We start from the raw sequence: 18,256 nt of genomic DNA, 5'->3' as shown, positions 1-18,256 counted from the left end.
TGGCGTGGCGTGGCGTGGCGTGGTGCGCTGCCATATGAGTCGAGGGCGCCCACCGGTATGTGGTGGGCGCCCTCGATGGACTGGCACGGGGTAACTCTCGCTGGGCCTGGGGTGTGCCTGGCGGACCCAGCGAACCGGTCAGGAGGGGACGATGAGCCCTGCGGTCTGGGTGCGTGCCCGCGCGAGACGCGCGTCGGCGTCCGCCCAGTTGACGATGTTCCACCACGCGGTCACGTAGTCGGCACGCACGTTCTGGTAGTCCAGGTAGTAGGCGTGCTCCCAGACGTCCAGGAGGACGATGGGCGTCAGGCCGAGGGGAATGTTGCCCTGCTGGTCGTACAGCTGGACGATGATGAGCTTCTGCCCGATGGAGTCCCAGGCGAGGATGGCCCACCCGGAGCCCTGCACGCCCGCGGCGACGGCGGCGAAGTGCTTCTTGAACGCCTCGAACGACCCGAAGTCCTCGTCGATCGCAGCGGCGATGTCACCGGTGGGCTCGCCGCCTCCCTCGGGGGAGAGGTTCGACCAGAACGCGGAGTGGTTGACGTGCCCTCCGAGGTTGAACGCGAGGTTCTTGGAGTGGAGGTTCACCGCAGCGAGGTCACCGCTCTCACGAGCTTCGGCGAGCTTCTCGAGGGCTGTGTTCGCGCCGGTGACGTACGCCTGGTGATGCTTGGAGTGGTGCAGCTCCATGATGCGACCGGAGATGTGCGGCTCGAGCGCGCCGTAGTCGTACCCGAGATCTGGCAGGGTGTATGCAGCCATTCCGATGTCCTCCTAGAGGGTGTGTTCACGGCGTGAGAGCCGTGCGTGCGGGAAAGCGAGTGGCCCGCGACCGGGCGCCACGAGGCGAGGAGACAGGCGCGGGCCACGTCTCAACAGTGCAGCACCATCAGGACATGTGCCCGTGGTCGTCCGACTGCTGGTCTGGTGCCGGTGCGGCGTCTCTGGGAGCACCAGCGATCGCAAGGGCGGACTCGCTGTCCTCGGCGGAACCGAGAGAGTCGTGGTCGCCGTGCGAGTGAGCAGCGGCCAGCTCGGCCGGGGTCACTGGCTCCACACGGTCCTCGTAGAAGAATCGCGAGAGCGCCTGCAGCGCCTGGTCCTTGCGGAACCCCTTGCGGCGCACCCCGCGGGAGTCCTCGCGCGGTTCGATCTCGAGCGGGCGGTGCGCGTCGTAGTTGACACGGAGCCACCGCTCCTCGTCGCTGATCGGCTTGTGGACCTCGATGTACTCACCGTTGGCGAACCGGACGATCCGACCGGTCTCGTGCCCGTGAAGGACGAGCTCGCGATCCTTGCGCTGGAGGCCCAGGCAGATGCGCTTGGTGACCCAGAACGCGATGACGGGCAGGACGAAGAACCCGACCCGGAAGACCCATGTGATGGCGTTGAGCGACAGGTCGAAGTGGGTCGCGATGAGGTCGTTGGAACCGGCGAGCGCAAGGAGGATGAACTCGGCGAGGAACGCGACACCGAGGCCCGTGCGCACGGGGACGTTCCGCGGGCGGTCGAGCACGTGGTGCTCGCGCTTGTCCTTGGTCACGGCCGCCTCGAGGAACGGGTACACGGCCAGGAAGGTGAACAGCAGACCTGGGACCACCACTGCCGGGATGAGGACGTTCAGCGACAGGGTGTATCCCGCGATGACGAACTCCGTCTGCCCGGGCATGAGGCGCAGGGATCCCTCGAGGAAGAGCATGTACCAGTCGGGCTGGGCGCCCGCCGACACGGGGGAGGGGTCGTACGGCCCGTAGTTCCAGACGTTGTTGATCGCCATGGTGCCGCCCATGAGCGCGAGGACACCGAAGACGATGAAGAAGAACCCACCAGCCTTCGCGACGTACACGGGGAACAGGGGGAAGCCGACGACGTTCTTGTCGGTGCGCCCGCCGCCGGGGTACTGGGTGTGCTTGTGGAGGACCACGAAGAGCAGGTGGAGCCCGATGAGTGCGAGGATCAGCGCCGGCACCACGAGGATGTGGAGGGTGAAGAGCCTCGGGATGATGTGCTCGCCGGGGAACTCCCCGCCGAAGATCATGTACGACATGTACGAGCCGACGAGCGGGATGGACTTCACGACGCCGTCCGTGATGCGCAGACCGTTGCCGGAGAGCACGTCGTCGGGGAGCGAGTACCCGGTGAAGCCGGCAGCGAGGCCGAGGATCATCAGGATGAAACCGACCATCCAGTTGAGCTCACGCGGCTTGCGGAAGGCACCGGTGAAGAACACGCGCATCATGTGCGTGACGATCGCGGCCATGAAGAGCAGTGCTGACCAGTGGTGGATCTGCCGCATGAGCAGCCCGCCCGGGACCTCGAACGACAGGTCGAGCGTCGAGGCGAACGCCTCGGACATGAGCTGCCCGTTCATCGACGCGATGGGGCCCTCGTACTCCATGAGACCCATCGAGGGCACGAAGAACATGGTGAGGAAGACGCCCGAGATCAGCAGGACGACGAAGGAGTAGAGGGCGATCTCACCCAGGAGGAAGGACCAGTGGTCCGGGAAGATCTTGCGGGCGAACCCCTTGACTGCTGAGGCGACCCCGGTGCGCTGGTCGAGATAGTCCGCGGTACCTGCCGCGGCGCGTTCTGTGCTGCTCACTTGAGGCGCTCCCAGTAGCTCGGGCCGACCGGCTCGTTGAAGTCGTCCTGTGCGATGAGGTAGCCCTCGTCGTCGACGGTGATGGGCAGCTGCGGGAGCGGCCGCTTCGCCGGTCCGAAGACGACCTTTGCGCCGTCGGCGACGTCGAAAGTGGACTGGTGGCACGGGCAGAGGAGGTGGTGCGTCTGCTGCTCGTACAGGGCGACGGGGCACCCGACGTGGGTGCAGATCTTCGAGTAGGCGACGATGCCGTTGTAGGACCAGTCCTTGCGGTCCTCGGCTTCCTTGAGGTCCGCCGGGTCGAGACGGACGATGAGGACGACGGACTTGGCCTTCTCCGTGATCCAGTGGTGGGTGCGGCGCTCCTCCTCAGGAGCGTCGGGGACGACGTGGACGACGGATCCGATGGTCACGTCCGACGCCTTGATGGGACGGCCGGCAGGGTCGGTCGCCAGACGTGTGCCCTTCTTCCACATCGTGTGGCGGAACTTGCTGACGTCCCAGTCGTTGCCGACGGAGCCGATGAGGGGGACCGCGATGGTGAGCGGGAAGAGGCCGAGCGCGGTGACGACCGCACCCTTGAGCACGCCCCGTCGCGCGATGCCCGAGTCCTCCGCGCCGTCCTTCAGTGCGGTGACGGCGGCGACGCGCACTTCGTCGGGGCTCCGCTGGTCGTGCCGCTCCTCCGACCTCTCGTGGTCCGACATGAGCGTCTTCGCCCAGTGCACGGCTGCGAGGCCGATCCCCATGAGCGACAGGAAGAGGCCGAGGCCGAGCGCGAGGTTCGAGTTCCGCGTCCCGGCGGTGGTGCCGTCGGGCTGGATCGCGAAGTACGCGACGAGCATGCCGATGGTGCCGAGGATCGAGATGACGAACAGGACGACGACCTGACGCTCGGCCCGCTTCGCGGCCTTGGGGTCGCGGTCGGCCATGCGGGAGCGGTGCTCAGGGATGCCCGGGTCGTTGAAGCGCTCGGGTGTTCCGGCGGGGTTGGTCGTGGTGATGTCCGAGGAGGTGTGGTGAGTGCTCATGAGGACTTCGCTCCGATCCAGACCGAGCAACCGATGAGGGCTCCGATCCCGACGATCCACACCCAGAGACCTTCGCTGACAGGTCCGAGCGAGCCGAGGTCGAGGCCTCCGGCCGAACCTTCGCGCTGCTCCACGAGGTAGGCGATGACGTCGCGCTTCTCCTCCGGGGTGAGCGTCGCGTCGTTGAAGACCGGCATGGACTGAGGTCCGGTAGCCATCGCCTCGTAGATGTGCGTGGGTGTGACGTCCCACAGCGCGGGCGCGAACTTGCCCTCGGAGAGGGCGCCACCTGCACCGACGGCGTTGTGGCACATGGCGCAGTTGGTACGGAACACCGCGGCACCGTTCGACGCGTCACCGAGCGTCGGGTCGACCTGCTCAGCGGTGGGGATCGCAGGTCCGGCACCGAGCGAGGCGACGAACGCTGCGAGCTGGCGGGTCTGCTCGGCCGTCATCTGCACGGGCTTCTCGAGGGCCTGAGGGCCGTTGGCCTGCATCGGCATGCGTCCGGTGCCGACCTGGAAGTCGACGGACGCGGCCCCGACACCGATGAGGGACGGAGCGCTCTCCGTGCCCTCGGCGTCAGGCCCGTGGCACGTGGCGCAGTTCGCCTGGAAGAGCTTGTCACCGGTCTCGATGTCGTCCGACATCGTGGTGTCGGCGCTGGCTGGGCTGGAGGCCAGGGCGGCGTACACGCCGCCCGTGACCAGCAGTGCCAGCAGCAGCAGCACGACCGGTGTCGCCCGGTGGTGCCGGCGGGCGGCGAGTGCCTTCACGGATGGATCCTCGTCTCGCAGATGGGGGTGCAGGGAACTGGTGGCCGAGGGCGACCCGCGGCCGGTGTGGTGCTACATGAGGAAGTAGATGACTCCGAAGAGCGCGATCCAGACGACGTCGACGAAGTGCCAGTAGTAGGACACGACGATGGCGGTCGTCGCCTCGTGGTGCCCGAACTTCTTCGCGGTGAAGGAGCGACCCAGGAGGAAGAGGAACGCGATCAGCCCACCCACGACGTGGAGGCCGTGGAAGCCGGTGGCCAGGTAGAAGACCGAGCCGTACGGGCTCGAGGAGATGGTGAGGCCGTGCTCGACGAGCTCGGCGTACTCGTACACCTGGCCCGCCACGAAGAAGGCGCCCATGAGGTACGTCAGGGTCATCCACTCGTTCATGCCCCACTTGGTGAAGGCGAGCAGCGACCCGGACCGGCGCGGCTGGAACCGCTCCGCCGCCCAGACGCCCATCTGGCACGTCACCGATGACGCGACCAGCACGCAGGTGTTGATCAGGGCGAAGGTCAGGTTGAGGTGACCCGTCCCCTCGGACCACTCCTCCGCGGGGATCGTCGCGCGGATCGTGAAGTACATCGCGAAGAGGCCCGCGAAGAACATGAGCTCGCTCGCGAGCCACACGATCGTCCCGACCGAGACAGGGTTCGGTCGGTTGACGCTCACGTGGTGTTGGGCGTTGGGGGCAGCCGTTGCAGTCGACACAAGATTCATTATGGCCGACGAAGGGGTGTGCGTGGGTCCTAGGACCTAACGATTCGGGGGGTTGAATCTCACAATGGGGCGCTTTGCGGGGGCGGGAGCACCTTCTCATGACGCACGTCGTCGAAGTGTCACGAAATCGACGGTGCCGCGGCCGCCCTGTGGCGACCTCCTTCGTCGGGAGGGTCGAGCCCAGTAGTCTCCAGGGAGGGCGCCGACGCCCACCCAGCCCGAAAGCGAGGATGCACATGTCGACGAACGGTCCCGGCTCCGACCTGCAGCGCACGGTCCTGCTCTACAGCGACGACAGCTCGGTGCGCGCGGCGGTGCGCGCCGCGGTCGGGGACGTCGCCGGTGGCGGCGGTCCGTCGATCGAGTGGGTGGAGGTCGCGACCCACGCCGCGGTCGTCGCCCGCGCGGACCGCGGTGGGCTGGACCTCATGATCCTCGACGGCGAGGCGGACAAGGCCGGAGGCATGGGCGTGTGCCGCCAGCTGAAGAACGAGGTCTTCCGGTGCCCCCCGTCGTGCTCCTCACCGGTAGGCCCCAGGACGCCTGGCTCGCGTCGTGGTCGCTCGCGGACGCCGCCGTGCCCCGGCCGCTCGATCCCCTCGAGCTGCAGCGGGCCGTCCGCCCGTTCGTCGCGGCGTCCGCGCAGGCGGCGCTGTGACCGGTGCCGGCAGCCCGCGGTCCACGTGGCAGGACCTCACCGCGTCGCTGATCGCGGGAGAGGACCTCACCGCCGAGCAGACCGCGTGGGCGATGGACACGGTGATGACCGGGGGGTCGACGCCGGTCCAGCTCGCCGGGTTCCTCGTGGCACTGCGCTCGAAGGGCGAGACGGTCGACGAGGTCACCGGCCTGGCCGACGCGATGCTCCGCCACGCCGTCCGGTTCAGCGTGGACGGGCCCTCGGTGGACATCGTGGGGACCGGCGGGGACCGGTCGCACACGGTCAACGTCTCGACGATGGCAGCCATCGTCCTGGCCGGCACGGGGCTCCGGGTCGTCAAGCACGGCAACCGTGCGTCCTCGTCCTCCTCGGGGTCCGCGGACGTCCTCGAGGCGCTCGGTGTGCGGCTCGACCACTCGCCGGAGCGAGTGGCTGCTCTGGCCACCGAGGTGGGCATCACGTTCTGCTTCGCCCAGGTGTTCCACCCCTCCATGCGGCACGCGGCCTCGGCTCGCCGGGAGCTCGGCCTGCCCACGGCGTTCAACTTCCTCGGCCCGTTGACGAACCCCGCGCAACCGGGGGCGACGGCGGTCGGCGTGAGCGACCCGGACCTGGCGCCGATCATGGCGGGAGTCTTCGCCGCGCGAGGGACCAGAGCGCTCGTCTTCAGGGGAGGCGACGGTCTCGACGAGCTCGCGGCCACCTCGGTGGCCACGGTCTGGGAGGTCCGTGACGGACACGTCGTCGAGCACTCCCTCGACCCGGTCTCCGAGCTCGGCCTGCGACCGACGACGGTCGCAGAGCTCCGTGGCGCCGACGCGGCCTACAACGCTGCCGTCGCTCGACGGGTCGTCGACGGGGAGGACGGCGCCGTCCGGGAGACCGTCCTTCTCAACGCAGCAGCCGCGCTCGTCGCGGACGGCTCCCTCGAGGGCATGTCCGACGGCTCCCTCGTCGACCGGCTCGCCCGCGGGATCGAGCACGCTCGCGAGGCGGTCGACTCGGGTGGTGCACGCACCGTGCTCGACCGGTGGGCCGCGGCGCGCTGAGTCAGTCCTCGAGGCCCAGCGCGAAGGCGGCGTCGAGGTCGCTGCTCGAGTACTCCCGGAAGGCCAGGTACGTGCGCGTCCGTACGACGCCGGGCACCTTGGAGATCCGGTCGGCGATGACGTCGGCCAGCTCGTGGTGCTCGGTGACCCGGACCATCGCGATGAGGTCGACCTCGCCGGTCACCGAGTAGACAGCGGTGACCCCGTCGACCTCGGCGACGGTCGTCGCCACCTCAGGGATCCGGGCCTGCTCCGTGTCGATCATGACGATGGCGGTGGGCATCCGTTCGCTCCTCGGTGTCGGGTGGGCGGCTCCGGGTGCGGGCCGCGCTGCTGGTCCGATCATGCCCTAGACGACGTTCGACACGACCTCGGCGGTCGTCGTGTCCGTCAGGTACCGCTCGGCCCCGCCCACAGGGCAGGTCTGGGGATCGGTGACCGAGACGAGACGCACACCGGGCGTGCGGAGCCAAGCGAGCACGATGTCGGTCTCCTCGGGGTGGCAGGCCGGGGCCGACGGCGTCGGCGGAGCGACGTCCTCGGCGAGCGCGACGGCGGAGCGCACGGTCGCATGAGGGTCGTCGTGCGGTCCGCACACGGCGGTGGACGCGAGCCGTCCGTGACGGACCACGACGATCTCCCACCCGCCCTCGGTCCGCGGACGTGCGGCGACGAGCTCGGCACACTCGCGCAGCGGGCGCGCCCGCTGCGCGCGTGCAGCCCCGCCGAGGAAGGACTGCAGTCGGTCCCGCTCGTTCGCGGCGTCCTCGAACCGTTCGTCGCGGGACAGGTCCCTGATCCGACGACCCAGGGCGTTGACCACGGTGGAGGGGTCGCCCGACATGGTCGTCGCGACGTCGGCCACGACGTCGGCGTAAGGAACGCGGGGCGCGGAGGCGGGCCGTCGCCCCTCGGGGACGCACGGCGCACCGCAGCGTCCCATCTCCGCGAGCACACAGGGTGCGGCCTTCTCGGACGGGTTCAGCGGCAGGCGTGTGGTGCACTGCCGGACGTCGTGGGTGGCGTGCAAGGCCTCGAGAGCTTCCTGGGCGCGGCCGCGAGAGGAGAACGGCCCGACGTGCGGCACCGGGCCGTCGGCCGTGCTGCGGAGCTGGCGCAGGACGGTGAGGCGCGGGTACGCCTCGGTGGTGAGGCTGACCCAGTGCATGCGCTCCGGGTGCTTGGACCGGCTGTTGTACCTGGGGGCGTGCTCGGTGATGAGACGGAGCTCCCGGACCCGCGCCTCGAGCTCGGTAGCGCACGGTACCGCCCGGACGGACTCGGCGATCCGCACCATCTCCGTCATGCGCCGCCGTTTCTCCGAGGCGGTGAAGTACGACCGCACCCGCCTGGCGACCGACGTCGACGTCCCGACGTAGAGGACCTCCTGCCGGGGACCGACGAACATGTAGACCCCTGGGCCGGCGGGGAGCCCGTCGGCCAGGTGCCGTTTGCGCCGGACGTCCGGGGGCACCGGGTCCGTGGCCGTCGCGAGGTCCTCGAGGTGGGTGATGCCCAGCGGGGCGAGCCGGGCGAGGAGGGCGTGGAGGACGTCGACGGTCGCTCGCGCGTCTGACAGGGCCCGGTGGTCCGGTGTGATGGTCGCGCGGAAGAGGGCCGCGAGCGTCGCCAGCTTGTGGTTGGGGGCCTCGTCCCGGGTGACCACGCGGCGGGCGAGAGCCACGGTGTCGACGACGGGGTTGTCCGGCCAGGCGAGGTCCATCCGGGTGGCGGCGGCCTTGAGGAACGAGACGTCGAACGGGGCGTTGTGGGCGACGAGCACGCTTCCTCTCGCGAACTCGAGGAACGACGGCAGGACGGCCTCGATCCGGGGTGCCCCGAGGACCATCGACGTGGTGATCCCGGTGAGCCGCGCGATGAAGGCCGGCACAGGGACACCGGGGTCGACGAGCGTCTGGAGCTCGCCCACCACCTCACCCCCACGGACCTTCACCGCGCCGATCTCGGTGATCCCGCAGTCGCGAGGTGACCCGCCCGTGGTCTCGAGGTCGACCACCACGAAGGTGACCTCGTGGAGCGGGGTTCCCAGCTCGTCGAGAGCCGGCTGGAACGGCAGCCCGGACCGGTGGTCCGGCGTGCCGTGGCCGGCCGCCGCCGGGGCCGACGCCACGAGACGTCGGCCTGCGGCACGGGCACCGGAGGCGGGCCGCGGCTCCTGGGCGAGAGTTCCGGAAGACATGCGGAGAGGCTAAGGGCGCCCACCGACACCGCGGGCCCGTCGCCGTCCTCACAGGTCGGCGGCGGGCTCCTGGCGGACGGGCCCCGTCAGTCCCGGTCGGAGCGCTGCACGTCGGCGTAGATCGCGTCGATCTCGCCCACGTAGTCGCGGATGACGAGCGACCTCTTCACCTTGAGCGACGGCGTGAGATAGCCGTTCTCGATCGTGAAGTCGGTCGGCAGGAGCGAGATCTTCCGGATGGACTCCGCCCGCGAGACGGCCTTGTTCGTCCGCTGCACGGCGGCGTCGATGGATGCGAGCACGTCGGGGTCCTCGACGGCCTCCTCGACGGACATCGGGGACTTGCCGTGCGTCGACAACCACCCCGGGAGCCCTTCGGCGTCGAGGGTCACGAGGGCGGCGATGAACGGTTGGGCGTCGCCGACCACGACGACCTGCGAGACCAGCGGGTGCGCCCGCAGGCGGTCCTCGAGCACCGCGGGTGCGACGTTCTTCCCGCCCGCGGTCACGATGATCTCCTTCTTGCGTCCGGTGATCCGCAGGCAGCCGTCCTCGTCCAGGCTGCCGAGGTCACCGGAGCGGAACCACCCGTCGTCGAAGGCCTCCGCGGTGGCCTCGGGGTTGTTCCGGTAGCCGGCGAAGACGTGCGGCCCCCTGATGAGTACCTCGCCGTCGTCGTCGATGCGCACCGAGTGTCCGGGCAGCGGTGGCCCCACGGTGCCGATCTTCACCCTGTCCGGGAGGCTGACGCTCGTGGGTGCCGTCGTCTCCGTCAGCCCGTACCCCTCGAGGACGGTGAGCCCGACGCCTCGGTAGAAGTGCCCCAGGCGCTCGCCGAGCGCGGCGCCCCCGGAGACGGCGTACTTGTTCTGCCCCCCGAGGGCGGCCCGGATCTTCTTGAGCACGAGCGCGTCGGCCACGGTGTGCTGGACGCGTAACGCGATGCCGGGGCCGCCGCGGTCCAGCGCCCTCGAGTAGGCGATGGCGGTCCGTGCCGCCCAGCGGAAGATCTTCACCTTGCCGCCGGCCGCCGCCTTCTGCTCCGAGGAGTTGTAGACCTTCTCGAAGACCCTAGGCACGGACAGGATGTACGTGGGCCGGTACGACGCGAGGTCCTCGAGAAGGGTCCTCGTGTCCGGCGTGTGCCCGAGAACGGACCCGGCCGGCACGACGAGCACGTGGATGAACCGTGCGAAGACGTGCGCGAGTGGCATGAAGAGGAGGGTGCGTCGTGCACCGTGGTGCAGGACCTCCTTGAGCCGCTCGGTGGCGTTGACGGTGAGGGCGTAGAAGTTCTCGTGCGTGAGCTCCGCCCCCTTGGGGCGCCCCGTCGTCCCGGAGGTGTAGATGACGGTCGCGACGTCGGCGAGGCGCGCCGCCCTCCGGCGGCGGGCGATCTCCTCGTCGCTGACGGCCGCGCCGGCCCTGGTGAGCGTGGCCACGGCGCCGTCGTCGATGACGGCCACGTCGAGGAGGCCGGGGACGGAGCCCCGGACCTCGTCGACGGTCGAGGCGTGCTCCTGCGTCTCCACGACCAGGAACCTGACCTCCGCGTCGGTGAGGATCCACTCGACCTGCTCGGCGCTCGACGTCTCGTAGAGGGGCACGGAGACGGCACCGGCCGCCCACACCGCCCAGTCGAGCAACGACCACTCGTACCGGGTGCGGGACATGATCCCGACGTGGTCCCCGACCTCGATCCCGGCGGCGACGAAACCCTTCGCGACAGCGACGACCTCGGCGTCGAAGTCTCGTGCCGTGACAGGGGTCCAGGTGCTGGCACCGACGTCCTTGCGCTCCATGAGGGGGGCGTCACCGGTCGATGCGACGCGGGCGAGCAGGAGGTCGTTGAGGTTCTTCTCGGGGGGCACCGTGATGATCGGTGGGGTGCTGAACTCGTCCATTCTGGCTCCAGTGACAGTTGGTCGATGGTGGGTAGACCCTACAACTCGGGCTGTGTGCACCGTGCCCGTCGAGGTGAGTAGGCTTCATCCGGGTCGCACGCTCGTGCGCCAACACCAAGTGAGCGAGGAACAGTTCATGCACGCCATCGGGGTCGACATCGGCGGGACCAAGATCGCGGCCGGGGTGGTCGACGAGGAGGGTCGGATCCTCGCTCAGACGCGAGTCAGCACGGAGCCCGACGACGCGTCGAGCATCGACCGTGCGATCGCCGAGGTGTATGCGGTGCTGTCGCGCGACCACGAGGTGGGGGCCGTCGGTCTCGCCGCTGCAGGGTTCGTCAGCCCCGACCGGACCTCCGTGCTGTTCGCACCGAACATCGCATGGAGGGACTACCCGATCGCCAGGCGCGTGGGAGCGCTCCTGGGCGACGACGTCCCGATCGTCGTCGAGAACGACGCGAACGCCGCGGGCTGGGCCGAGTTCCGCTTCGGTGTGGGCCGCGAGGCGACAGACATGCTCATGCTCACGGTGGGTACGGGGCTCGGCGGCGCGGTCGTCGTCGGCAACGAGCTCGTGCGCGGACGGTGGGGTATGGCCGCGGAGGTGGGACACATGCGGGTCGTCCCGAGCGGCCACTACTGCGGGTGCGGGCACGAGGGCTGCTGGGAGCAGTACGCCTCCGGCTCGGCGCTCGTCCGCGACGCGCGGGCCGCAGCGATCTCGCGCCCCAGGGAGGCGGCGTACCTGCTCGACCTGGCGGAAGGGGTCGCCGAGGCGATCACCGGTCCGCTCGTCACCCTCGCCGCGCAGTCGGGCGACGCACTCTCGATCGAGCTCCTCGCGGACCTCGGGCGCTGGATCGGTGAGGGCTCGGCGTCCGTCGCCGCCCTGCTCGACCCCGAGCTCATCGTCGTGGGCGGCGGCGTCGGTGCCGCGGGGGACCTCCTCCTCAAGCCGGCCCGCGAGGCTTACGCCGAGGCACTCCCGGCCCGCGGTCACCGGCCCGAGGCGCGGATCGAGCTCGCCGCGCTCGGCAACGAGGCCGGGATCGTCGGCGCGGCCGACCTCGCTCGCCTCTGATCTCAGACGACGGCACCGCCGTCGCCCGGGTCGTCCCGGTCGGTCGGAAGCCGCCACACGAGTACACCGACGCCGGTGAGGAACACGGCGGTCGCGGCCACGAAGAGCTCTGTCGGTGCGGTCCTCCAGAAGATCGCGGCGAGGACACCGAGCAGGGGAGCGGCGACGACGGCCGCCCATCCCAGGTTCCTGACCTTGTCGTCCCCGAGACGGAAACCGGGGTCGGGAGGCACGAACTCGCCCTCGTCGCCGTCGTCCCCGTCCCAGTCGCGAGGGCCCGAGGCCGACGGTCGCGGGGTGCGTGGGGAGCCGACCCACGGGGCGGTCGGAAATCCGAGGACCTCGGCCGGGGGAGGGCCGTCCTCGCCGGACGGAGTTCGTTCCGGCTCGGGATCCGTGGAAAGATCGGAGAGCTCCGCGACGATCCGGGCCCAGGCCTCGTCGGTCGTGCTCCGGTCGGACGGGTCGCTCGCAGGGCCCGACCCGGACGGTGCGGCGTCGTCCGGCACGTTCTCGGGGTCGTCGGTGGTTCCTGGCATGGGGATCACTCTAGAGTCGGATGAGAGTCCCGCGAATGCGAGGCGCATGAGGAGGCGGGTTGTTCTACTGGCTGATGAAGCGGGTCCTCGTCGGACCGTTGCTTCGCGTGCTGTTCCGTCCCTGGGTCCGTGGCATCGAGAACATCCCCGGTGACGGCCCCGCCATCGTCGCGAGCAACCACCTCGCCGTCATCGACTCGTTCATCCTCCCGCTGGTCCTCGACCGGGAGATCGTCTTCATCGGCAAGTCCGAGTACTTCACGGGCACCGGCCTCAAGGGGCGGATCACTGCAGGGTTCATGCGGGGCGTCGGGACGATCCCCGTCGACAGGTCCGGCGGCAAGGCGAGCGAGGCGGCGTTGCGGACGGGTCTCAAGCGCCTCGACGAGGGCGGGCTCTTCGGGATCTACCCGGAGGGCACGCGCAGCCCCGACGGCCGTCTCTACCGCGGCAAGACGGGGGTCGCGCGCCTCGCTCTCGAGTCCGGTGCCCCGGTCGTGCCCGTCGCGATGGTCGGCACGGACAAGGCGCAGCCGATCGGCCGCCGCATCCCGCGCCCGATGCGGATCGGCATCGTCATCGGCGAGCCCCTCGACTTCCGCCGCTACACCGGCATGGAGAGCGACCGTTTCATCCTGCGCTCGGTGACCGACGAGATCATGTACTCGCTCATGAGCCTCTCCGGCCAGGAGTACGTCGACATCTACGCGGCGACGCAGAAGGCGCGGCTCGCCGCGGGTGTGCGGCAGACGGGCGGGCCGCCCTCGACCGCAGCCCCTGGTGGGCGTCCCGCCCCCGACGTCCAGGTGCCGGAACCCCCGCAGGATCTCCCGGGTGCGTCAGTAGACTGAAGCCCGGTCCCACACGAGATATCCACGCCCGCTCGACGTCCGTCACGCACGCCGCCGGTGGGCACAACGAGAGGTTGGTCCCATGACGGTCCGTCGCGTCGCGCTCCTCACGGCTGGTGGCTTCGCGCCCTGCCTGTCCTCCGCCGTCGGAGGGCTCATCGAGCGCTACACCGAGCTGGCTCCCGAGGTCGAGATCATCGCCTACCAGCACGGATACCACGGTCTGCTCACGGGCAACAAGATCGTCGTGGACGACGAGGCCCGGGCCAAGGCCGGCCTCCTCCACCGGTTCGGCGGCTCGCCGATCGGCAACAGCCGGGTCAAGCTCACCAACGCCGCGGACTGTGTGAAGCGTGGTCTCGTCGCCGAGGGCGAGAACCCGCTGACGGTGGCGGCCGAGCGGCTCAAGGCCGACGGCGTCGACGTCCTCCACACGATCGGTGGCGACGACACGAACACGACCGCCGCGGACCTGGCCGCGTACCTCGAGGAGAACGGCTACCACCTCACCGTCGTCGGTCTGCCGAAGACCATCGACAACGACGTCGTCCCGATCAAGCAGTCCCTCGGTGCATGGACGGCCGCCGAGGAGGCGGCCGGGTTCGCGGCCAACGTCATCGGGGAGCACCGTTCCGGGCCGCGCATGCTCATCGTGCACGAGGTCATGGGTCGGCACTGCGGGTGGCTCACCGCGGCTGCGGCGGCCGAGTACCGCAAGTGGCTGGACACCCAGGAGTTCGTCCCCAGCCTCGGGCTGTCCAAGGAGCGGTGGGACGTCCACGCCGTCTTCCTGCCCGAGCTCAAGCTCGACATCGAGGCCGAGGCAGCCCGCCTGCGGACCGTCATGGACGAGGTCGGGAACGTCAACATCTTCCTCTCCGAGGGAGCAGGGATGCACGAGATCGTGGCGCAGCTCGAGGCCTCCGGCGAGACCGTCGAGCGCGACCCCTTCGGGCACGTGAAGCTCGACACCATCAACCCCGGTGCCTGGTTCGCGAAGCAGTTCGCGGAGCTCCTCGGTGCCGAGAAGACCATGGTGCAGAAGTCCGGCTACTACTCGCGGGCCGCCGCGGCGAACGCCGAGGACCTGCGCCTCATCAAGTCGATGACGGACCTCGCCGTGGACTGCGCCTTCAAGGGTGACTCGGGCGTCATCGGCCATGACGAGGAGGACGGCGATCGCCTCAAGGCCATCGCCTTCCCGCGCATCGCCGGGGGCAAGGCCTTCGACGTCTCGCAGCCCTGGTTCGGGGACCTGCTCGGCGAGATCGGCCAGCCGCTGGTACCCGCGCAGTCATGAGCGTGACCGTCGACCCGGACGTCGCAGCCGGACTCGACCACTTCCGGACGCTCGTCGCCGGCCAGCAGCCCGTCTGGCCGGACGCCGAGCGTCTCGACTCGGTGCGCGAGACCCTCTCGCAGGTCCCTCCGCTCGTCGTCCCCACCCAGCTGGAGACCCTCACCGACCGCCTCGCGGCGGCCGGGCGGGGGGAGGCCTTCCTGCTCCAGGGTGGGGACTGCGCGGAGACGTTCGCCGAGGCGAACGCGGACCGGATACGGAACAAGGTCCGGACCATCCTCCAGATGGCCGTGGTCCTCACGCACGGCGCGAGCATGCCCGTCGTGAAGATGGGGCGGATGGCCGGTCAGTACGCCAAGCCGCGGAGCTCCACGGAGGAGACGAGGGACGGCACGACGTTGCCCGCGTACCGGGGTGACATGGTCAACGGGCACGCGTTCACCGAGGAGGCCCGGATCCCGGATCCGGCCCGGCTGCTCGAGGGGTACAACATCTCGGCCGCGACCCTCAACGTGGTCCGGGCGCTGACGACGGGCGGCTTCGCCGACCTCCGGCACGTGCACGAGTGGAACCGCGGGTTCATGACCAACCCCGCGTACTCCCGCTACGAGCGCACCGCGACGGAGATCGACCGCGCCATCCGCTTCATGTCCGCCTGCGGCGCGGACTTCGAGGCCTTGCGGACCGTCGAGTTCTTCGTCAGTCACGAGGCGCTGCTCCTCGACTACGAGCGGGCCATGACGAGGATCTCCTCGCGGTCCGGCCTCCCGTACGACGCGTCGGGGCACTTCCTGTGGATCGGGGAGCGCACCCGGCACATCGACGGGGCGCACGTCGACTTCCTGTCGCGGGTGAGCAACCCGGTGGGCGTCAAGCTGGGTCCCACGACGTCCGCCGACGACGCGCTCGCGCTCCAGGAGAAGCTCAACCCCGACGGGGTGCCCGGGCGTCTCACCTTCATCACCCGCATGGGTGCGTCGAGGATCAGGGAGGCCTTGCCGCCCCTCGTCGAGAAGGTCACCGCCCAGGGCGGGCCCGTGACCTGGGTGACGGATCCCATGCACGGCAACACGATCACGTCCGACAGCGGGTACAAGACCCGCAGGCTCGAGGACGTGCTCGACGAGGTGCGAGGGTTCTTCGAGGTACACCGCGCGCTCGGCTCGATCCCGGGCGGGCTGCACGTCGAGCTCACCGGTGACGACGTCACCGAGGTGCTCGGCGGCAGCGAGGAGATTGACGACGCAGGTCTCGCGCTGCGCTACGAGACCCTCGTGGACCCGCGACTCAACCACCAGCAGTCCCTCGAGATGGCGTTCCAGGTCGCCGAGATGCTCCAGGCCTGAACATGGTCCCTCGGGTCAGGTGATCGCGGGTCTCCCGGCGCTCAGAGGTCCAGCGTGATGGTGGACCCCTTGCGGACCTCCGTGCCGGGAGCCTCGCTCTGGCTGCGCACCTCGTTCCCGAGGAAGCCCATGAAGTAGTTGACCTCGACCTTGAAACCTGCGTCCTCGAGGATCGTGCGTGCCTCGGCGACCGGTGTGAAGAGGACGTCGGGGACCTCCACGAAGGGCATCCCGAGGGAGACCTTGAGGGTCACCTCGTCACCGCGCAGTGCTGCCGAGCCCTGCTCGGGTGCCTGCGAGATGACCTTGCCCTCCGGCACGGTCTCGCTGTACTCCTCGACCACCACCGGGGCCAGGGTCCACGGCTCGAGCTGTTCCGTGGCCTCGTCCAGGGTGAGGGACTGCACCTGGGGGACCACGACGGGCTCCGGGCCCTTCGACACCGCGAGGACCACCGGCGTGTTGTGGGGCAACGACTCGCCCTCGACGACGGATAGCCCCAGGACGGTTCCCTCGGGGTGATCGAGGTTCCACTCCCCGCTCTCGGTCACGGCCGTGAAACCGACCGACGAGAGCGAGGCCCGTGCGTCGCCGACCGAGGCGCCGACGAGCCCCCCGGGGACCACGAAGTGCTCGATGCCAGACGAGACGGTGAGCTCGACCGTGCCGTCCTTGGGGATGCGTTCACCGTCACCCGGGTCCGTCGAGATGACCTCGCCGGCGGGCACGGTGTCGTGGAACGCCTCGACGGACTCGTGGAGCAGAGCAGCCGCATCGAGCCTCGCCTCGGCGTCCTCGAGGGTCGACCCTGCCAGCCCGGTGGGCACGGAGGTGAAGGACCCGGGCCCGTAGCCGAACCACCAGAAGGCGCCACCACCCAGTGCACCGAGGATCAACAGGATCGAGACCACCGAGACGAGAGTGCGGCGCCGGGGGCGTCGGCGGTCGCGACCCGGGCGGTCGGCGTCGACAGGTGCTGTCGGGGACGTCGAGACGGCAGGCGCGGTGCCCGTCGCCGGGGCGAGGCGGTCCCGGTCGGGCAGGGTGAAGGCGATCGTCGAGCCGGAGGCCCGGGTGTCGAGCGCCTGGGTGAGGTGGTCGGTGGCCCCAGCTCCCCTGACGGGACCGTCGGCCTCGTCGGTGTCGCCGCCGACCCGGATCTCGTCGATCTTGTCGATCTCGCCGACGGACGACGGCGCGTCGGTGTCGTCGGGGGTCCCCTGGGCGAACGACACCACGGGCGGCGGGGCGTCGGCCCGCCGGCCCAGGACGTCCGGGGGGAGGAGCGCCATGACGCGGCGGAGGTGGACCAGTGCGGCAGGCGCGTCGTGCGGGCGGTCCTCCGGCGCGCGCGCCGCGAGGGCGCACACGAGCTCGTCGATCTCCGCGGGGAGCCACGGCACGACGGTCGAGGGGACGGGCACGTCGTCGTTGACGTGCTGGAAGGCCACCTGGATGGGGGTCTCGCCCACGAAGGGCTGCCGGCCGGTGAGCATCTCGAAGAGCATGATGCCGACGGCGTAGACGTCCGTCCGCGTGTCGCAGGCACCGGTCGAGATGAGCTCCGGACCCAGGTACGCGACTGTCCCGAGGATCGTCCCCGTCGTCGTGGAGGTCACCTCCGTCACAGCGCGTGCCAGGCCGAAGTCGGCGACCTTGACGCGGCCGTCGGTGGAGAGCAGGACGTTCTCCGGCTTGATGTCGCGGTGGACGAGGTTCTGGCGGTGAGCGGCAGCCAGGGCGTCGAGGACCTCGCCGACCACCTGGAGGGCCTCGCCGACGGCGAAGGGACCGTCCTCGTGGAGCCGACGCCGGAGATTGGTCCCGTCGACGTACTCCATCGTCAGGTAGCTCGTCTCGCCGTCGACGCCCTGGTCGAAGACGGCGACGAGGCCGGGGTGCGTGAGGCGTGCGGCGGCGCGAGCCTCACGCCGGAACCGCGAGACGAAGTCCGCGCCGGACGCCCCGTCGGCGAGGTGCGCGTGCATGACCTTGAGCGCCACCTGCCGGTCGAGCCGACGGTCGGTGGCGAGGTACACGGTCGCCATGCCCCCGCGCGCGATGCGGGAGTCGACCTTGTACCGTCCGTCGACCAGCCGGCCGACGAGCGAGTCTGTCAGGGTGCTTGCCACGGCTCGATTCTAGAGGTCGACGGCCGGATAACAGGGACAACTCGACGTCGGACGG

Annotated in this window: 17 protein-coding genes; 6 read left to right on the top strand and 11 right to left on the bottom strand. The window is 70.0% G+C overall.

Annotated elements, in window-relative coordinates; all coding sequences use genetic code 11:
- Positions 1 to 138 precede the first annotated feature (138 nt).
- From JAV76_RS04400 to JAV76_RS15215, 6 genes are all read right to left on the bottom strand, one after another.
- Positions 139 to 765 (bottom strand): superoxide dismutase, encoded by a 627-nt coding sequence (locus JAV76_RS04400; protein WP_198732821.1) that lies wholly within the window; start codon positions 763 to 765, stop codon positions 139 to 141.
- Between the two features lie 127 nt (positions 766 to 892).
- On the bottom strand, positions 893 to 2,608 hold the full coding sequence (qcrB, locus tag JAV76_RS04395) for a cytochrome bc1 complex cytochrome b subunit (protein ID WP_307843987.1): 1,716 nt from the start codon (positions 2,606 to 2,608) through the stop codon (positions 893 to 895).
- Complete coding sequence (gene qcrA, locus JAV76_RS04390) at positions 2,605 to 3,639, bottom strand: cytochrome bc1 complex Rieske iron-sulfur subunit (RefSeq protein ID WP_198732820.1); 1,035 nt, start codon at positions 3,637 to 3,639, stop codon at positions 2,605 to 2,607. Before qcrA ends, qcrB begins: the two co-directional genes overlap by 4 nt.
- Entirely contained in the window at positions 3,636 to 4,415 is a 780-nt protein-coding gene (gene qcrC, locus JAV76_RS04385) for a cytochrome bc1 complex diheme cytochrome c subunit (RefSeq protein WP_198732819.1), read from the bottom strand. The genes qcrA and qcrC overlap by 4 nt, the downstream gene beginning before the upstream one ends.
- Before the next feature lie 72 nt (positions 4,416 to 4,487).
- Positions 4,488 to 5,138 (bottom strand): aa3-type cytochrome oxidase subunit III, encoded by a 651-nt coding sequence (gene ctaE / locus JAV76_RS04380; protein WP_198732818.1) that lies wholly within the window; start codon positions 5,136 to 5,138, stop codon positions 4,488 to 4,490.
- A gap of 283 nt (positions 5,139 to 5,421) precedes the next feature.
- On the bottom strand, positions 5,422 to 5,568 hold the full coding sequence (locus JAV76_RS15215) for a hypothetical protein (protein WP_307843986.1): 147 nt from the start codon (positions 5,566 to 5,568) through the stop codon (positions 5,422 to 5,424).
- Positions 5,569 to 5,640: 72 nt separating this feature from the next.
- On the opposite strand from JAV76_RS15215, the gene JAV76_RS15210 reads away from it, so the two are divergent.
- Together JAV76_RS15210 and trpD are read left to right on the top strand one after the other, a co-directional pair.
- A complete protein-coding gene (locus tag JAV76_RS15210) occupies positions 5,641 to 5,796 on the top strand; it encodes a hypothetical protein (RefSeq protein WP_307843985.1) in 156 nt (51 codons plus the stop codon).
- Positions 5,793 to 6,848, top strand: coding sequence for an anthranilate phosphoribosyltransferase (trpD, locus tag JAV76_RS04370; RefSeq protein ID WP_198732817.1), 1,056 nt, complete (start codon positions 5,793 to 5,795; stop codon positions 6,846 to 6,848). The genes JAV76_RS15210 and trpD overlap by 4 nt, the downstream gene beginning before the upstream one ends.
- A gap of 1 nt (position 6,849) precedes the next feature.
- Here the strand turns inward: trpD and JAV76_RS04365 are convergent, their stop codons facing one another.
- The 3 genes from JAV76_RS04365 to JAV76_RS04355 form a co-directional block, all read right to left on the bottom strand.
- Positions 6,850 to 7,131 carry an Lrp/AsnC family transcriptional regulator gene (locus tag JAV76_RS04365; RefSeq protein ID WP_198732816.1) on the bottom strand — a complete coding sequence of 94 codons (282 nt, stop codon included), beginning with the start codon at positions 7,129 to 7,131 and terminating at the stop codon, positions 6,850 to 6,852.
- A gap of 66 nt (positions 7,132 to 7,197) precedes the next feature.
- The gene (locus JAV76_RS04360; RefSeq protein ID WP_198732815.1) at positions 7,198 to 9,048 is read right to left on the bottom strand and encodes a DEDD exonuclease domain-containing protein; all 1,851 of its coding nucleotides are present in this window, start codon (positions 9,046 to 9,048) and stop codon (positions 7,198 to 7,200) included.
- A gap of 86 nt (positions 9,049 to 9,134) precedes the next feature.
- Positions 9,135 to 10,952 carry an AMP-dependent synthetase/ligase gene (locus tag JAV76_RS04355; protein WP_198732814.1) on the bottom strand — a complete coding sequence of 606 codons (1,818 nt, stop codon included), beginning with the start codon at positions 10,950 to 10,952 and terminating at the stop codon, positions 9,135 to 9,137.
- Positions 10,953 to 11,088: 136 nt separating this feature from the next.
- Here JAV76_RS04355 and JAV76_RS04350 point away from each other — a divergent pair, with 136 nt between their 5' ends.
- Positions 11,089 to 12,033 (top strand): ROK family glucokinase, encoded by a 945-nt coding sequence (locus JAV76_RS04350; protein ID WP_198732813.1) that lies wholly within the window; start codon positions 11,089 to 11,091, stop codon positions 12,031 to 12,033.
- Between the two features lie 2 nt (positions 12,034 to 12,035).
- On the opposite strand, the gene JAV76_RS04345 is transcribed toward JAV76_RS04350, so the two are convergent.
- Positions 12,036 to 12,572, bottom strand: a complete 537-nt coding sequence (locus JAV76_RS04345) for a hypothetical protein (RefSeq protein ID WP_198732812.1) — start codon at positions 12,570 to 12,572, stop codon at positions 12,036 to 12,038.
- 59 nt (positions 12,573 to 12,631) lie between these two features.
- On the opposite strand from JAV76_RS04345, the gene JAV76_RS04340 reads away from it, so the two are divergent.
- The 3 genes from JAV76_RS04340 (at position 12,632) to JAV76_RS04330 (ending at position 16,069) form a co-directional block, all read left to right on the top strand.
- Positions 12,632 to 13,423, top strand: a complete 792-nt coding sequence (locus tag JAV76_RS04340; protein ID WP_230401853.1) for a lysophospholipid acyltransferase family protein — start codon at positions 12,632 to 12,634, stop codon at positions 13,421 to 13,423.
- A gap of 82 nt (positions 13,424 to 13,505) precedes the next feature.
- Positions 13,506 to 14,723 (top strand): pyrophosphate--fructose-6-phosphate 1-phosphotransferase, encoded by a 1,218-nt coding sequence (locus JAV76_RS04335; protein ID WP_198732811.1) that lies wholly within the window; start codon positions 13,506 to 13,508, stop codon positions 14,721 to 14,723.
- Positions 14,720 to 16,069 carry a class II 3-deoxy-7-phosphoheptulonate synthase gene (locus JAV76_RS04330; RefSeq protein ID WP_198732810.1) on the top strand — a complete coding sequence of 450 codons (1,350 nt, stop codon included), beginning with the start codon at positions 14,720 to 14,722 and terminating at the stop codon, positions 16,067 to 16,069. Before JAV76_RS04335 ends, JAV76_RS04330 begins: the two co-directional genes overlap by 4 nt.
- A 41-nt stretch (positions 16,070 to 16,110) precedes the next feature.
- On the opposite strand, the gene pknB is transcribed toward JAV76_RS04330, so the two are convergent.
- On the bottom strand, positions 16,111 to 18,201 hold the full coding sequence (gene pknB, locus JAV76_RS04325) for a Stk1 family PASTA domain-containing Ser/Thr kinase (RefSeq protein WP_198732809.1): 2,091 nt from the start codon (positions 18,199 to 18,201) through the stop codon (positions 16,111 to 16,113).
- Positions 18,202 to 18,256 lie beyond the last annotated feature (55 nt).

This window comes from Sanguibacter suaedae (genome assembly GCF_016342785.1).
In the GTDB taxonomy this organism is placed as follows: Bacteria; Actinomycetota; Actinomycetes; order Actinomycetales; family Cellulomonadaceae; genus Sanguibacter; species Sanguibacter suaedae.
The sequence above is the reverse complement of the archived record's forward strand: the minus strand, read 5'-3'. Positions and strand labels throughout refer to the sequence as shown.